Annotated in this window: 13 protein-coding genes; 8 read left to right on the top strand and 5 right to left on the bottom strand. The window is 69.9% G+C overall.

All coding sequences use genetic code 11. The features are described 5' to 3' along the window. Positions 1-4: 4 nt before the first annotated feature. Both H9L22_RS09025 and H9L22_RS09020 read left to right on the top strand, forming a co-directional pair. Complete coding sequence (locus tag H9L22_RS09025) at positions 5-1105, top strand: GuaB3 family IMP dehydrogenase-related protein (RefSeq protein WP_187722440.1); 1101 nt, start codon at positions 5-7, stop codon at positions 1103-1105. Further along, entirely contained in the window at positions 1105-1407 is a 303-nt protein-coding gene (locus H9L22_RS09020; RefSeq protein ID WP_187722439.1) for a chorismate mutase, read from the top strand. Before H9L22_RS09025 ends, H9L22_RS09020 begins: the two co-directional genes overlap by 1 nt. Here H9L22_RS09020 and H9L22_RS09015 read toward each other — a convergent pair. Both H9L22_RS09015 and H9L22_RS09010 read right to left on the bottom strand, forming a co-directional pair. Next, positions 1404-1796, bottom strand: coding sequence for a globin (locus H9L22_RS09015; RefSeq protein ID WP_187722438.1), 393 nt, complete (start codon positions 1794-1796; stop codon positions 1404-1406). The two genes, H9L22_RS09020 and H9L22_RS09015, sit on opposite strands and share 4 nt — an antisense overlap. Next, complete coding sequence (locus H9L22_RS09010) at positions 1793-2629, bottom strand: NAD-dependent epimerase/dehydratase family protein (RefSeq protein WP_187722437.1); 837 nt, start codon at positions 2627-2629, stop codon at positions 1793-1795. The genes H9L22_RS09015 and H9L22_RS09010 overlap by 4 nt, the downstream gene beginning before the upstream one ends. A gap of 62 nt (positions 2630-2691) precedes the next feature. Here H9L22_RS09010 and H9L22_RS09005 point away from each other — a divergent pair, with 62 nt between their 5' ends. Genes H9L22_RS09005 through H9L22_RS08995 form a run of 3 tightly spaced genes read left to right on the top strand, consistent with a single transcriptional unit; the run spans position 2692 to position 5857 of the window. Then, positions 2692-3333 carry a TetR/AcrR family transcriptional regulator gene (locus tag H9L22_RS09005; protein ID WP_187722436.1) on the top strand — a complete coding sequence of 214 codons (642 nt, stop codon included), beginning with the start codon at positions 2692-2694 and terminating at the stop codon, positions 3331-3333. Beyond that, positions 3330-4214: an ABC transporter ATP-binding protein gene (locus H9L22_RS09000; protein ID WP_187722435.1), complete on the top strand. Its 885-nt coding sequence runs from the start codon at positions 3330-3332 to the stop codon at positions 4212-4214. The genes H9L22_RS09005 and H9L22_RS09000 overlap by 4 nt, the downstream gene beginning before the upstream one ends. Beyond that, a complete protein-coding gene (locus H9L22_RS08995; protein ID WP_187722434.1) occupies positions 4211-5857 on the top strand; it encodes an ABC-2 family transporter permease in 1647 nt (548 codons plus the stop codon). Before H9L22_RS09000 ends, H9L22_RS08995 begins: the two co-directional genes overlap by 4 nt. Here H9L22_RS08995 and H9L22_RS08990 read toward each other — a convergent pair. Beyond that, positions 5777-6367, bottom strand: coding sequence for a hypothetical protein (locus tag H9L22_RS08990; protein WP_187722433.1), 591 nt, complete (start codon positions 6365-6367; stop codon positions 5777-5779). The genes H9L22_RS08995 and H9L22_RS08990 overlap by 81 nt on opposite strands. A 67-nt stretch (positions 6368-6434) precedes the next feature. Between H9L22_RS08990 and H9L22_RS08985 the strand changes: the two genes are divergently transcribed. Both H9L22_RS08985 and H9L22_RS08980 read left to right on the top strand, forming a co-directional pair. Next, entirely contained in the window at positions 6435-6827 is a 393-nt protein-coding gene (locus tag H9L22_RS08985; protein WP_187722432.1) for a (deoxy)nucleoside triphosphate pyrophosphohydrolase, read from the top strand. Position 6828: 1 nt separating this feature from the next. Next, a complete protein-coding gene (locus H9L22_RS08980) occupies positions 6829-9777 on the top strand; it encodes a DUF3427 domain-containing protein (protein WP_187722431.1) in 2949 nt (982 codons plus the stop codon). Positions 9778-9845: 68 nt separating this feature from the next. Here the strand turns inward: H9L22_RS08980 and cysK are convergent, their stop codons facing one another. Next, a complete protein-coding gene (gene cysK / locus H9L22_RS08975; RefSeq protein WP_187722430.1) occupies positions 9846-10775 on the bottom strand; it encodes a cysteine synthase A in 930 nt (309 codons plus the stop codon). Positions 10776-10924: 149 nt separating this feature from the next. Here cysK and guaA point away from each other — a divergent pair, with 149 nt between their 5' ends. Then, positions 10925-12475 carry a glutamine-hydrolyzing GMP synthase gene (gene guaA / locus H9L22_RS08970; RefSeq protein ID WP_187722429.1) on the top strand — a complete coding sequence of 517 codons (1551 nt, stop codon included), beginning with the start codon at positions 10925-10927 and terminating at the stop codon, positions 12473-12475. A gap of 58 nt (positions 12476-12533) precedes the next feature. On the opposite strand, the gene H9L22_RS08965 is transcribed toward guaA, so the two are convergent. Next, positions 12534-12785: a PspC domain-containing protein gene (locus H9L22_RS08965; protein ID WP_187722428.1), complete on the bottom strand. Its 252-nt coding sequence runs from the start codon at positions 12783-12785 to the stop codon at positions 12534-12536. Between the last annotated feature and the right edge of the window lie 16 nt (positions 12786-12801).

The following is a 12801-nucleotide window of genomic DNA, read 5'->3' as shown; positions in this document are numbered from 1 at the left end:
ACGAATGTACGAGCTCGGACGCACCAAGCGCGCCAGCCATGCCTACAGCTTCGACGACGTCGCGATCGCGCCGACCCGGCGCACCCGCAGCGAGTCAGAGGTCGACCTGACGTGGAAGATCGACGCCGTCACGTTCGACGTGCCGATCGTCGCCGCACCCATGGACTCGGTGATGTCCCCGGCCACCGTCATCCGGATGGGTGAGCTGGGCGGCCTCGGCGTGCTGAACCTCGAGGGCCTGTGGACCCGGTACGAGGATCCCCAGCCGCAGTACGAGCTGCTGACGCAGGAGTGTGACCAGGTCACCGCCACGCGCAGGCTGCAGGAGATCTACGCCGAGCCCGTCAAGGCCGAGCTGATCCGTGACCGGCTCGCCGAGGTCCGTGCGGCCGGGGTTCCCGTCGCAGGGTCACTCTCGCCGGCCCGGACCCTCGAGTTCGCCGACGTGATCGAGCGCGCCGGCCTGGATTTCTTCGTCATCCGCGGCACCACCGTCTCCGCGGAGCACGTCGGCGGCGACGACACCTTGAACCTCAAGGACTTCATCTACCGCCTCGACACTCCCGTCCTCGTCGGCGGCGTCGCCAGCTACCGCGCGGCCCAGCACCTGATGCGGGCCGGCGCTGCGGGCGTCCTCGTCGGCTTTGGCGGAGGGGCCACCCACACCACCTCCGACGTGCTCGGCATCGAGGTGCCGATGGCGTCCGCCGTCGCCGTCGTCGCCGAGGCGCGCCGCGACTACCTGGAGGAGTCCGGCGGCCGCTACGTGCACATCATCGCGGACGGCGCCGTCGGCAAGTCCGGCGCGATCGCCAAGGCCATCGCCTGCGGAGCGGACGCCGTCATGGTCGGATCGCCGCTCGCCCGCGCCACCGAGGCCCCCGCGCGGGGCTGGCACTGGGGCGCCGGCGCCTGGCACGAGCAACTGCCGCGCGGTGAGCGGTCGTTCTTCGAGCAGGTCGGCACCCTCGCCGAGGTCATCCACGGCCCATCGCGGGTTCCGGACGGCACCATGAACCTCGCGGGCGGGCTCCGCAAGGCCATGGCGCTCACGGGCTACACCGACATCAAGTCGTTCCAGCGCATCGACCTCATCCTGCACTGATGATCAGCCAGGACGAGGCCCGCGCCGAACTCCGCTGTCTGCGGGGGAGCATCGACAACATGGACTCCGCCCTGGTGCACCTGCTCGCGGAGCGGTTCAAGGTGACCAAGCGGGTCGGCGAACTCAAGGCCGCGGCGGGGCTTCCCGCCGCGGACACCGAGCGGGAGGCACAGCAGATCGCGCGCCTGCGGGCGCTGGCGATCGAGGCGGAGCTGGACCCGGAGTTCGCGGAGAAGTTCCTGACGTTCATCGTCACGGAGGTTGTCCGGCACCACGAGCAGATCGCGGCCGAACAGGACTAGTCGTCCGCGTTCACCATGAACTGCGCGGCCCGCTCCAGGTAGCCGCGCAGTTCCGCGTCCTCGGCGGCCGGCAGGGTCAGCGTGTCGACCGCTGCCAGCATGTGGTGCAGCCAGCGGTCGCGCTGCGTCGGCGTGACGGCGTAGGCGGCGTGGCGCATCCGTAGACGCGGGTGGCCCCGCTGCTCCTGATAGGTCTTCGGCCCGCCCCAGTACTGCTCGAGGAAGAGCCGCAGTCGGTCCTCGGCGGGCCCCAGATCCTCCTCCGGATACATGTCGCGCAGCGGCGGGTCGCCCGCGACCCCGCGGTAGAACTCCGCCACGAGACGCCGGAAGGTGGGCTCGCCACCGACCCGGTCGTAGAAGGTGGTGTCGACAGGGGTGAAGCTCACGCGGTGACCTCGTCGCGCCACGAGTACCGCGGCTCGAATCCCATCGTGTGGCGGGCCGCCTCGTTGCTGAGCAGCGTGCCGTACTCGCCCACGGAGGAGGGGACCTCGAGGTCGGGATGGATCGCTGCCAGTGCCTCCCGCGTCGGCATGTCGAGGATGATGTCGTCGGCGGCGATGACGAACGCATGCGCGCCGGTGAGCGGGGCGAGCAGGGCCGCCTCGCACGAGCGCGCCACGTCGCGGGCGTCGATGTAGCCGAACAGGTTCCAGCGCCGAGCCTCCGGATCGCGGGCGAAGGCGGGCTGCGCGGCGTAGTCGGCGACGGTGAAGATGTTGGACAGGCGCAGCCCGATGAACGGGATCCCCGACCAGCGTGACACCTGCTCGGCCGCAGCCTCGGTCATCACCTTGCTCAGGGAGTAGGTGGAGTTGGGCAGCGGGTAGTGGGCCTCGTCGACAGGGACGTAGCGCACCTCGTCGAACGGGAGGCCGAGTGTCGTCTCGCTGGAGGCGTAGACGACGCGTTCGAGGCCGAGCTTCCACGCGGCGAGGAACACGTTGTTGTTCATCAGGGTGTTCGCGTTGAGCGTCGCGGAGTCGGTGTGGATCCGGTCGGCGGGGATGTTGGCGAGGTGGATCACAGCCTGCGCGTCGGTCAGGACGTCGACGGCCTCGCCGTACTGCGTCAGGTCGGCGCGGTAGAAGAGCCCGTCGAACCAGGCGGGGCGCGGGGCCACGTCGGTCGCGACGATCTCGTGGTCGGTGTGTTCGACGAAGTGGCGCAGCGTCGCCTGACCGGCCTTGCCGCTGGCTCCCGTGATGACGATCCTCATGGCCCGATACTAGCCACGCCCACCCTCTTATATGAACGTATAGCAAGTGATACGCTCGTATCATGCGAGATGAGGATCTGACCGCCAGGGCGCGGCTCCGGGATGCCGGCATCGCACTGATCGCCGAGGGCGGCACGCGGGCGTTGACGGCGCGTGCGGTCTCGGAACGGGCGGGGGTGTCCCAGGGCCTGGTCCGGCACCACTTCGGCTCGATGGCGGGCCTGCTGCAGGCGTGCGACGAGCACGTCGCCGAGGAGATCCGTTCCGGCAAGCGCGACGCGATCGACCCGTCCCCGGGTTTCGATCCGCTGGCCTCACTCCGGGCCGAGGGGCGCGAATTCGTGATCGGCTACCTGGCCGCCCGGCTGTCGGAGCCGAGCGCCCATCTCGACGGACTCGTCGACACTCTGATCGAGGATGCGACCGGGTATCTCGCGGACGGCGTGGCGGCCGGGGTGCTGACACCCACCGCCGACGAGCGGCGTCGCGCCACGATGCTGACGCTGTACTCGCTCGGCGCCGTCGCGTTGCACCGGCACCTCGCCCGCCAGCTCGGCGTCGACCTGAGTTCCCCCGACTTCGCCGGGGGGCCCGGCTACCTGGACTACGTCCGCATCCAACTGGAGGTGTTCGCCTCCATCTTCACCCCGGCGGTGCTCGAGGAGTACCGCGGCTACCTCGACACTTTGGAGGACCAGTCATGAACCCCATCGAGACCCGAGGGCTCACCAAGCACTACGGGCGCTTTCCCGCGCTGAAGGACCTGGACCTCGACGTCCGGCCTGGCGAGGTCTTCGGCTTCCTCGGCCCGAACGGGGCAGGCAAGTCGACCACCATCCGGTTGCTGCTGGGCGAACTGCGGTCGACGGCGGGCACGGCGACCGTGCTCGGCGCGTCCCCGCGGGACGTGGCGCACCGGCGTCGCCTCGGCTACGTGCCCGCCGATCTAGCGCTGTGGCCGACGATGACGGGACGGCAGACGCTCGCCTTCTTCGCCAAGCTGCGCGGCGGCGTCGAACAGCGACGGATCGACGCGCTGACGGAGCGGCTCGACGCCGACCTCGACAAGCGCGTCGGCGAGCTGTCCAGCGGCAACAGGCAGAAGATCGGGCTGGTCGCAGCCTTCATGCACAGCCCAGAGCTCCTCATCCTCGACGAGCCGAACGCAGGCCTCGACCCCCTCGTGCAGCACGAGTTCTGGGCCATGATGCGTGAGGCCGCGGATGAGGGGCGCACCGTGTTCCTCTCGAGCCACACCCTCTCCGAGGTGGAGCGGGTCGCCGACCGCGTCGGGATCATCCGCCGGGGCGAGCTGATCGCTGTCGAGGAGGTCGCCGCGCTGCGTCGCCGCAGGATGCGTCACATCGAGCTCGATGTGGACGCAGGCCTGGTCGCCGCCGACGTCGAGGCGGTCGCGGGGGCGCGTGATGTCGTCGTCCTCGATGACCGCGTCGAACTGAACTTCGACGGCGACATGGCAGCCCTGCTCGCGGCCGTCTCCGCACGGACCACGCTGCGGGACATCCACACCACGGAGGCAGACCTCGAGGACATCTTCCTCACGTACTACCAGGACCAGTCATGAACCCGACCCTGTACGCCAGGGGACTCGCTGAGCACTGGCGCGGACCCGCAGTCACGGCCGTGTCGATCGGCGCGATGCTGTTCCTCGGCCTCTACGTCTATCAGGAGATCGATCTCAGCATCTACGACGTGCTGCCGGACGCCGTCCGCGCGCTCATGGGGATCCCGGAGGGGGCGGACGCCTCCGTGCTCGCCTACAACGAGATGCTCGCCGCCATCGGGGCGCTCGCCTTCGGCGGTGTCGCCATCAGCATCGGCGCCTCCGCGGTTGCCCGCGACGAGGGGGCGGGGCGCTCGGCGCTCCTGCTCGCCACCCCCACCTCACGGACGGCGCTGGCGGCCAGCCGGGCCGCGGCGTTCGTGACCGTCGTGGTGCTCGGTGGGGCGGCGCTCTGGGGGATCGCCGCGGTAGCCCCCGTCCTGCTCGACGTCGACGCCGGGAAGGCGCGCGTCCTGGCCCTGATGGTGCACCTCACCGCCAACGGCCTGTTCCACGGGGCGCTGGCGTTCGCCGTCGCGACCGCTACCGGCAGGCGGGGGCTGGGCTCGGGCGTCGCCTCGACCGTCATGGTCGGCGGCTGGCTCGCGTCGGGGCTCCTGCCGATGTGGCGTGAGGACTCGGCCGACTGGGTGCCCTGGACCTGGTTCAACGGCACCAATCCGCTGGTCAACGGCATCGACGGCGGGAACCTGGCGTTGCTGCTCGGCGGCGCGCTGCTGTTCCTCGTGCTCGGCGTGGTGGTGTTCCCGCGCCGTGAGCTGCGCTCGGCCGCCTCGGCCGGGGCCCACCTCGTCGAGCGGCTGCGTGCGCGCCTCGACTCCGTCATGGGGCGCACCCGTCGGACACGTGGCACGTCGCCGTTGGCGATCCGCCTGGCCGACCACCAGGGGCTGGTCGCCTACATCGCGCTGCTGCTGGCGCTGGTCATGGGGCTGGCGATGCCGCCGCTGTACACGTCCCTCGACAGTGTGATGGGCGACTTCGCGCTCTCCTTCCCCGACTCGATGTCGGCCCTGTTCGGCGGCGGCGACCTGACCACGGCCGCCGGCTTCCTCCACCTGGAGACCTTCGGGATGGTGGCGCCGATCTGCGTCATCCTCATCGCCACCGCGGCCGCGTCGGCGGGCATCGCCGGGGAGGAGCGGGCCGGGCGGATGTCCGTGCTGCTGGCTCAGCCCCTGGGACGCAGCCGCGTCTTCTGGACCACCGCGGTCACCGTCGCCCTCTACGTCCTCGTCGTGGCAGCCGCGCTGTTCGGCGGGATGTGGGCCGGACTGTCACTGGTCGACCTCGACGTGTCGATACCGAACCTGGCCTGGGCCTCGTTCCTGCTGTGGCTGCTGGGCTGCTTCTTCGGTGCCCTGGCGCTCGCCATCTCGGCGGCGACGGGTCGGCCGGGGGCCACCATCTGGGGTACCACGGCCGTCGCGACGGTGACCTACTTCGGCTACACCCTCCTGCTGGCGGGCGGCCGTGAGGAGCTCGGCCTCTGGTCGCCGTTCGCCGCCTACCTGCACGGTCCCGTGCTGGCGGAGGGGATCGAATGGTGGCAGCCGGTGTGGCTAGGCGTCGGGATCCTGGTGCTGCTGCCCCTCGGGCTGCTCGCCTGGCTCCGCCGTGACGTCCGGGCCGTCCGCGGCTGAGGGCTGTCGGGACTCGATCTCGGCCACCACGTCGGCGAGGGGATCGGTCAGGGCGGTGGCGTAGAAGTGCCGGGGCGTGCGGCCCGGATGGGTGAGCTGCACGATGTCCTTCTTCGTGACCGTCATGACCTCGACCCCTGTCCCCTCGAAGGGCCACGTGTCCGCCGGCGTGTCGAAGGTGTCGGGGAAGTGGATGCCGTCGTCATCGATCCGCAGCGCATAGGGCCCGGCGGCCGACACCGAGCCGCCTTCGTCGGCCCGGAGCAGATTCCTGCGGTCGGCGTCGGCGCGGCGGAACAGGAGGACCGCTGCGGCGCCGAGGACGACGACCCCGGCGATCAACTGCTGCTGCAGCGGGCGCACGGCCACCAGCACAGCCAGGCAGATCACCGCGAGCAGCCCGGCGACGATGGCCCCGGCGTAGGAGAGGCGCACGCTGCGCCGGATCTCGGCCACCGGCCGCACCTGCGCCGTGACCCATTCGCGATACCCGAACACCCGAGGTTCCATGGCCTCAGCGTAGGGCCCGCACCGTTGCCGTTAACCTGGACCCGTTCGAACCCCTCGGAGGCAGGTTGTGAAGCGGATCACGGTCGTCGGCGCGGTGCTGGTGCGGGATGGGCGGATCCTGGCCGCACGACGCGGCCCGGGCATGAGCCTCGCCGGCCTCTGGGAGTTCCCCGGCGGCAAGGTCGAGCCGGGGGAGACCCATCAGCAGACGCTGCGGCGCGAGATCCACGAGGAACTCGGCTGCCTCGTGACGGTCGGGGCGCAGCTCACCCGAACCGAACACAGCTACGACTTCGGTCTGGTCGACCTCACGACCTACTGGTGCACGCTCGAGAGCGGGGAGCCGCGTCCCAGCGAGCACGACGAGCTGGCGTGGGTCGGAGTCGGGTCGCTGGAGACCCTCCCGTGGGCCCCCGCCGACGTGCCGGCTGTCGAGCTCATCGTCCAGCAGGCCGGCTGAGATGCCGCTTCGGAGCGAACACGAGCGCGACCTCACCTTCGGGTTCCTCGACAGGGAGACCGCCTCGGCGCGCCGGTTCCATCCCCGGCTGATCACCAACGACGGCCGCGACACCATGCTGCGTGCCATCCTTCGGGAGCTCGGCACGGCCGACAGCTTCGTGTTCTCGGTCGCGTTCGTCACCCCGGGCGCGATCGCCGCGCTCAAGCAGACCCTGCTGGGTTTCGCGGGCCGCGGGATGATCGTCACCTCCACGTACCTGGGGTTCAACTCGCCGGCGGCTTTCGCCGAGCTGTTGAACCTGCCCGTCGAGGTCCTCGTGCTCGACGATGCCGCCGAGGGGTTCCACGCCAAGGGATACCTGTTCCGGCAGGAGAACAGCTCGACGGCCATCATCGGCAGCTCGAATCTGACGGAGGCTGCGCTGCAACGCAACCAGGAGTGGAACCTCCGGTTCTCCGCCCTGGCCGACGGCGACATCGTCCACCAGCTCGAGGCGCTGATCACCCGACAGGTGGCACGGGCGACCCCGCTCACTGCCGAATGGGTGGAGGAGTACCGGCAGACGTGGGTGCCGCCCCGCGGTCCGGCGCCCAGTCGGGGCCGGGCAGCGGGCGGCGGCCTGACGGTGCTGCCGAATGCGATGCAGGGGGAGGCGCTCGCGCAGATCGATCTCATCCGTGCCCGTGGAGAGCGCAGGGCCATCGTCGTCTCCGCGACGGGCACGGGCAAGACCATCCTCTCGGCACTCGATGTGCGTGCCGTCGCGCCCCGGCGGCTCCTGTTCGTGGTGCACAGGGAACAGATCCTCGACAAGGCGATCACCGAGTTCCAGCGGGTGCTGGATGAGCCGGAGGGCAGCTTCGGCAAGGTCGCGGGTGGGGTCCGGGAATGGGACAGGCGCTACGTCTTTGCGACGGTTCAGTCGTTGAACTCCGCCGGTGTGCTGGAGGCGATCCACCCGGACACCTTCGACTACGTGCTCATCGACGAGGTCCACAGGGCGGGAGCGGGCAGCTACCGGCGCCTGCTCGACCACCTCCGCCCGGCTTTCCTGCTGGGCATGACGGCCACCCCCGAGCGGACCGACGGTCGCAGCATCTTCGAACTGTTCGACTACAACCTCGCCTACGAGATCCGGCTGCAGCGGGCGCTGGAGTCGGACATGCTCGCGCCCTTCCACTACTACGGCGTCACCGACCATGTGGCAGCCGGCGGTGAGCCGATCGGCGCCCTCGCCCCGATCGGCAGGCTCGTCAGCGACGAGCGGGCCGACCACCTCGTGTCCGCGGTCGAGACGTACGGCCAGGTGGGGGTGCCGGTGCGGGGGCTGATCTTCTGCTCCCGCAACGACGAGGCGTCCGGGCTCTCCGGGCTGCTGAACGAGCGGAGGGTCCACGGGCGGGCGCTGCGGACCCGGGCGCTGTCCGGGCAGGATCCCGTCGCGGAGCGCGAGCGCGCCGTTGCCGACCTGGAGGCGGGACGCCTCGACTACCTGCTCACCGTCGACATCTTCAACGAGGGCGTCGACGTGCCGGCCGTCAACCAGGTGGTGATGCTGCGGCAGACCAAGTCGAGCATCGTCTTCACACAGCAGCTCGGCCGCGGGTTACGCAAGGCCGCCGGCAAGGACTACCTGGTCGTCATCGACTTCATCGGCAACTACACCAACAACTACCTCATCCCCATCGCCCTCCTCGGCGACAACAGCCTCAGCAAGGATTCGATCCGGCAGAGACTGATCGAGGCGCAGGAGGCCGGGGCGATCGCCGGAAACTCCAGCGTGAGCTTCGACGCGATCGCGCGGGATCGGGTGCTGACCTCCCTGGCTCAGACGACCCTCGACTCCATGGCCAATCTCAAGGCCGCCTACCTCGACCTGGCCAGTCGGCTCGGCACAGTGCCGCGGCTGTTCGACTTCGCCCGTTTCGACGCGGTCGACCCGGTGGTGCTGGCCACGAAGGAGAAGAACTACTGGCGGCTGCTCACCAAGTTCGCTGGCCCCAGGGAGGCGCCCGCCCCGCATCTGGACAGGATGCTGAACCTGCTGACCCAGGAGGTGCTGAACGGGAAGAGGCCGCAGGAACTGGTCCTGCTCGACACCCTGCTGCGCGAGCCGACCCTGACGCTGGCGGAGGCGGTGGGAGCGCTGGTCGAACGCGGCCTGTGGGAGTCGCCCTGGTCCGTCTCCCGCATCCTGCGGGTGCTCACGGTGGAGCACTATCCGGCCAAGGACCGGAAGCACTATCTGCCGGTGGTGCAGGTCGCGGGGGAGAGGGTCTCCCTCACGCCCGGGTTCCTGGCCGCGATGCAGGACCCGACGTTCGCCGGTCACGTGCGCGACGTCGTCGAGACGGGCCTGTTCCTGTCCAGGCAACGCTACGGCTTCGCGCCGTCGCTGCAGGTCGGGCAGCGGTACTCACGCAAGGATGCGCTGCGCCTGCTGAACTGGGAGCGCAGCGAGTACTCGACCGTCTACGGCTACAAGGTCGATCACGACACGGGGACCTGCCCCATCTTCGTCACCTATCACAAGCACGAGCACGTCGAGGCCACAGTCGCCTACGACGACGAGTTCCTGGATGAGTCGACGATGCGCTGGTTCACCCGCAGCAGGCGCACTCTCGCCTCCGGCGAGGTTCGGGCCCTCGTCGAGCAGACTGTCGTACCGCATCTCTTCGTGAAGCGCGACGACGCGGAGGGACGCGACTTCCTGTACCTCGGCACGGCCGCGGCCCGCGGCGCCGTCCAGGAGACCATGCCCGACCGCAACGGCGATCCGGTCCCGGTGGTGACCATGCGGCTCGTCCTCGACCGGCCGGTCGAGCGGGGCCTCTACGACTACCTGACAACGCCGTCCGCCGCGGCGGAGGCCCGCGACGGGGCCGAGGTGAGCTGGGCCGGCCGCGTCGAGGCCGCGGCGGCTCTGCCGGCCGACAGCCTGGTCTGACGCTGACGGGTCGGGGCCCGGGAACCGACATGGTTCCCGGGCCCCGCCCTGCGCGTCATCCGGCCGGATCAGGCGTCCAGCAGCCCCTCGAACAGGACCGTCGACAGGTAGCGCTCGCCGAAGTCGGCCAGCACGACGATGATCGTCTTGCCCGCGTTCTCGGGGCGGGCCGCCACCTCGGCGGCCGCCGACAGCGCGGCACCGGAGGACAGGCCCACCAGCAGGCCCTCCTGCGTGGCGGCCTTGCGGGCCCACTCGACGGCCTGGCCGATGTTGCGGGGGAGGACCTCGTCGATTACGTCGCGGTCGAGGATCTCCGGGATGAAGTTGGCGCCGATGCCCTGGATCTTGTGGGGGCCGGGCTGGCCGCCGCTGAGGATGGCCGACTCCTCAGGCTCCACCGCGACGATCTGCACCCCGGGCTTGCGCTCCTTGAGGACCTGGCCGACGCCGGAGATGGTGCCTCCGGTGCCGATCCCGGCGACGACGATGTCGACGGCGCCGTCGGTGTCCTTCCAGATCTCCTCGGCGGTGGTCCGACGGTGGATCTCGACGTTGGCCTTGTTGGCGAACTGACGGGCGAGGACGCCGCCGCGTTCCTTGGCGATCTCCTCCGCCTTCTCGACGGCCCCGCGCATGCCGGCCGAGCCAGGCGTCAGCACCAGTTCGGCGCCGAAGGCGCGCAGCAGTGCGCGACGCTCGAGCGACATGGTCTCCGGCATGGTCAGGACCACGTTGTAGCCGCGGGCCGCGCCGACCATCGCCAGCGCGATGCCCGTGTTGCCCGAGGTGCCCTCGACGATGGTGCCGCCGGGCTGCAGTTCGCCGGACGCCTCCGCCGCATCGACGATCGCGACACCCAGGCGGTCCTTGACGGAGTTGGCGGGGTTGTAGAACTCCAGCTTCGCGGCGACGGTGGCGTTGTCGCCGACGATGCGGTTCAGCTTCACGAGGGGCGTGCGACCGATCAGGGAGGTCACGTCAGGAAAAATGCTCATGCCACCCGCAACCGCGCCGCCCCGGATCTTATTCCCCTGTCGACCAATGAATCTCCGGGGAATCCGGGGAGGGCGGGGACCCGTTCTCGTGATGGGCACGGGTGCGCATGTTTGGGCGGGGGAGCACCCTCGGTTCTAGACTCGGGCCCATGACTTCACACGAGACGGTGCTCGTCGTCGACTTCGGCGCTCAATACGCGCAGTTGATCGCGCGACGGGTGCGCGAGGCAGCTGTCTACTCGGAGATCGTGAGCTCGACCCTGGACGTCGACGCGATCCTCGCGAAGGAGCCTGCGGCCATCATCCTCAGCGGCGGCCCCTCATCGGTATACGAGGATGGCGCCCCGCGGGTCGACCCGCGCCTGTTCGAGGCGGGCATCCCGGTGCTGGGGATCTGCTACGGCTTCCAGGCCATGGCCCTGGCACTCGGCGGCACCGTGGCGCAGACCGGTCAGCGTGAGTTCGGCCGCACGTCGCTGTCCATCGCCGATTCCGGCTGCCTGCTCGACTCCATGCCCAACACGCTGAACGTGTGGATGAGCCACGGCGACTCCGTCAGCCGGGCCCCCAAGGGCTTCAAGGTGCTGGCCCGCACGGCCGGCGCCCCCGTCGCGGCGTTCGAGGACCTCGAGCGGAAGCTGGCCGGCGTGCAGTGGCACCCCGAGGTCGTCCACACGCAGTGGGGGCAGCAGGTCATCGAGCACTTCCTCTACAACGTCGCCGGCCTGACGCCGGACTGGACGCCCGAGAACATGGTCACCGAGTCCATCGAGCAGATCCGCCGCCAGGTCGGGGACCGCCGCGTCCTCTGCGCGCTGTCGGGCGGCGTGGACTCCGCCGTCGCTGCGGCCCTCGTGCAGCAGGCCATCGGCTCGCAGCTCACCTGCGTGTTCGTCGACCACGGCCTGCTGCGGGCGGGAGAGGCCGACCAGGTCAAGAACGACTTCGTCGCCGCCACCGGGGTCGACCTGGTGATCGCCGACGAAAAGGACCGCTTCCTCGACGCGCTCGCCGGCATCAGTGATCCGGAGCAGAAACGCAAGATCATCGGGCGCGAGTTCATCCGCACCTTCGAGGCGCAGGCGCGGGAACTCGCCGGCGATCGGGGCATTGACTTCCTCGTCCAGGGAACCCTGTACCCGGACGTCGTAGAGTCGGGCGGCGGAGAAGGCGCCGCGAACATCAAGAGCCACCACAACGTCGGCGGCCTTCCCGACGACCTGCAGTTCACGCTCATCGAGCCGCTGCGCCACATGTTCAAGGACGAGGTCCGCGCCGTCGGCCTGCAACTCGGGCTGCCAGAGGCCATGGTGTGGCGCCACCCGTTCCCCGGCCCCGGCCTGGCGATCCGCATCGTCGGTGAGGTCACCGAGGAACGCCTCACCATTCTGCGGCAGGCCGACCTCATCGCCCGCGAGGAACTGGCGGCCGCCAAGCTGGAGCGGGAGATCTGGCAGTTCCCGGTCGTGCTGTTGGCCGATGTACGTTCCGTCGGCGTCCAGGGCGACGGTCGCACCTACGGCCACCCGATCGTCCTGCGCCCGGTCACCTCGGACGACGCGATGACCGCGGACTGGGCACGCCTGCCGTACGAGCTGTTGGAGACGATCTCCAACCGGATCACCAACGAGTGCCGCGACATCAACCGCGTCACCGTCGACATCACCTCGAAGCCGCCGGGCACCATCGAGTGGGAGTGAGCGGAGATGGCCCCCGCAGGCAGAGCGCCTGCGGGGGCCGTTCGCTGTTTCCGGTCGGTCAGCTGTTGCCGTTCTTGCGGTCGTCGTACCAGTCGCGGGCCTTGTCGATGCCGTCCTCGGCGAGCGTGCGGCTCTCGCCCTCCTTGGGGATGACGATCCAGAGGATGCCGTAGATCAGCAGGCCGCTGCCTGCGAAGATGCTGACGAGCACGAAGGCGATGCGGACGATCGTGGGATCGACGTTGAGCGACTTGGCGATGCCGGCCGCGACGCCGCCGATCATGCCATTGCGGCTGCGGGTGAGGGTCATGGTGGTTCCTTTCGGC

This window comes from Tessaracoccus defluvii (assembly GCF_014489575.1).
Classification (GTDB): Bacteria; Actinomycetota; Actinomycetes; order Propionibacteriales; family Propionibacteriaceae; genus Arachnia; species Arachnia defluvii.
This window is presented reverse-complemented; position numbering and strand designations above follow the sequence as displayed.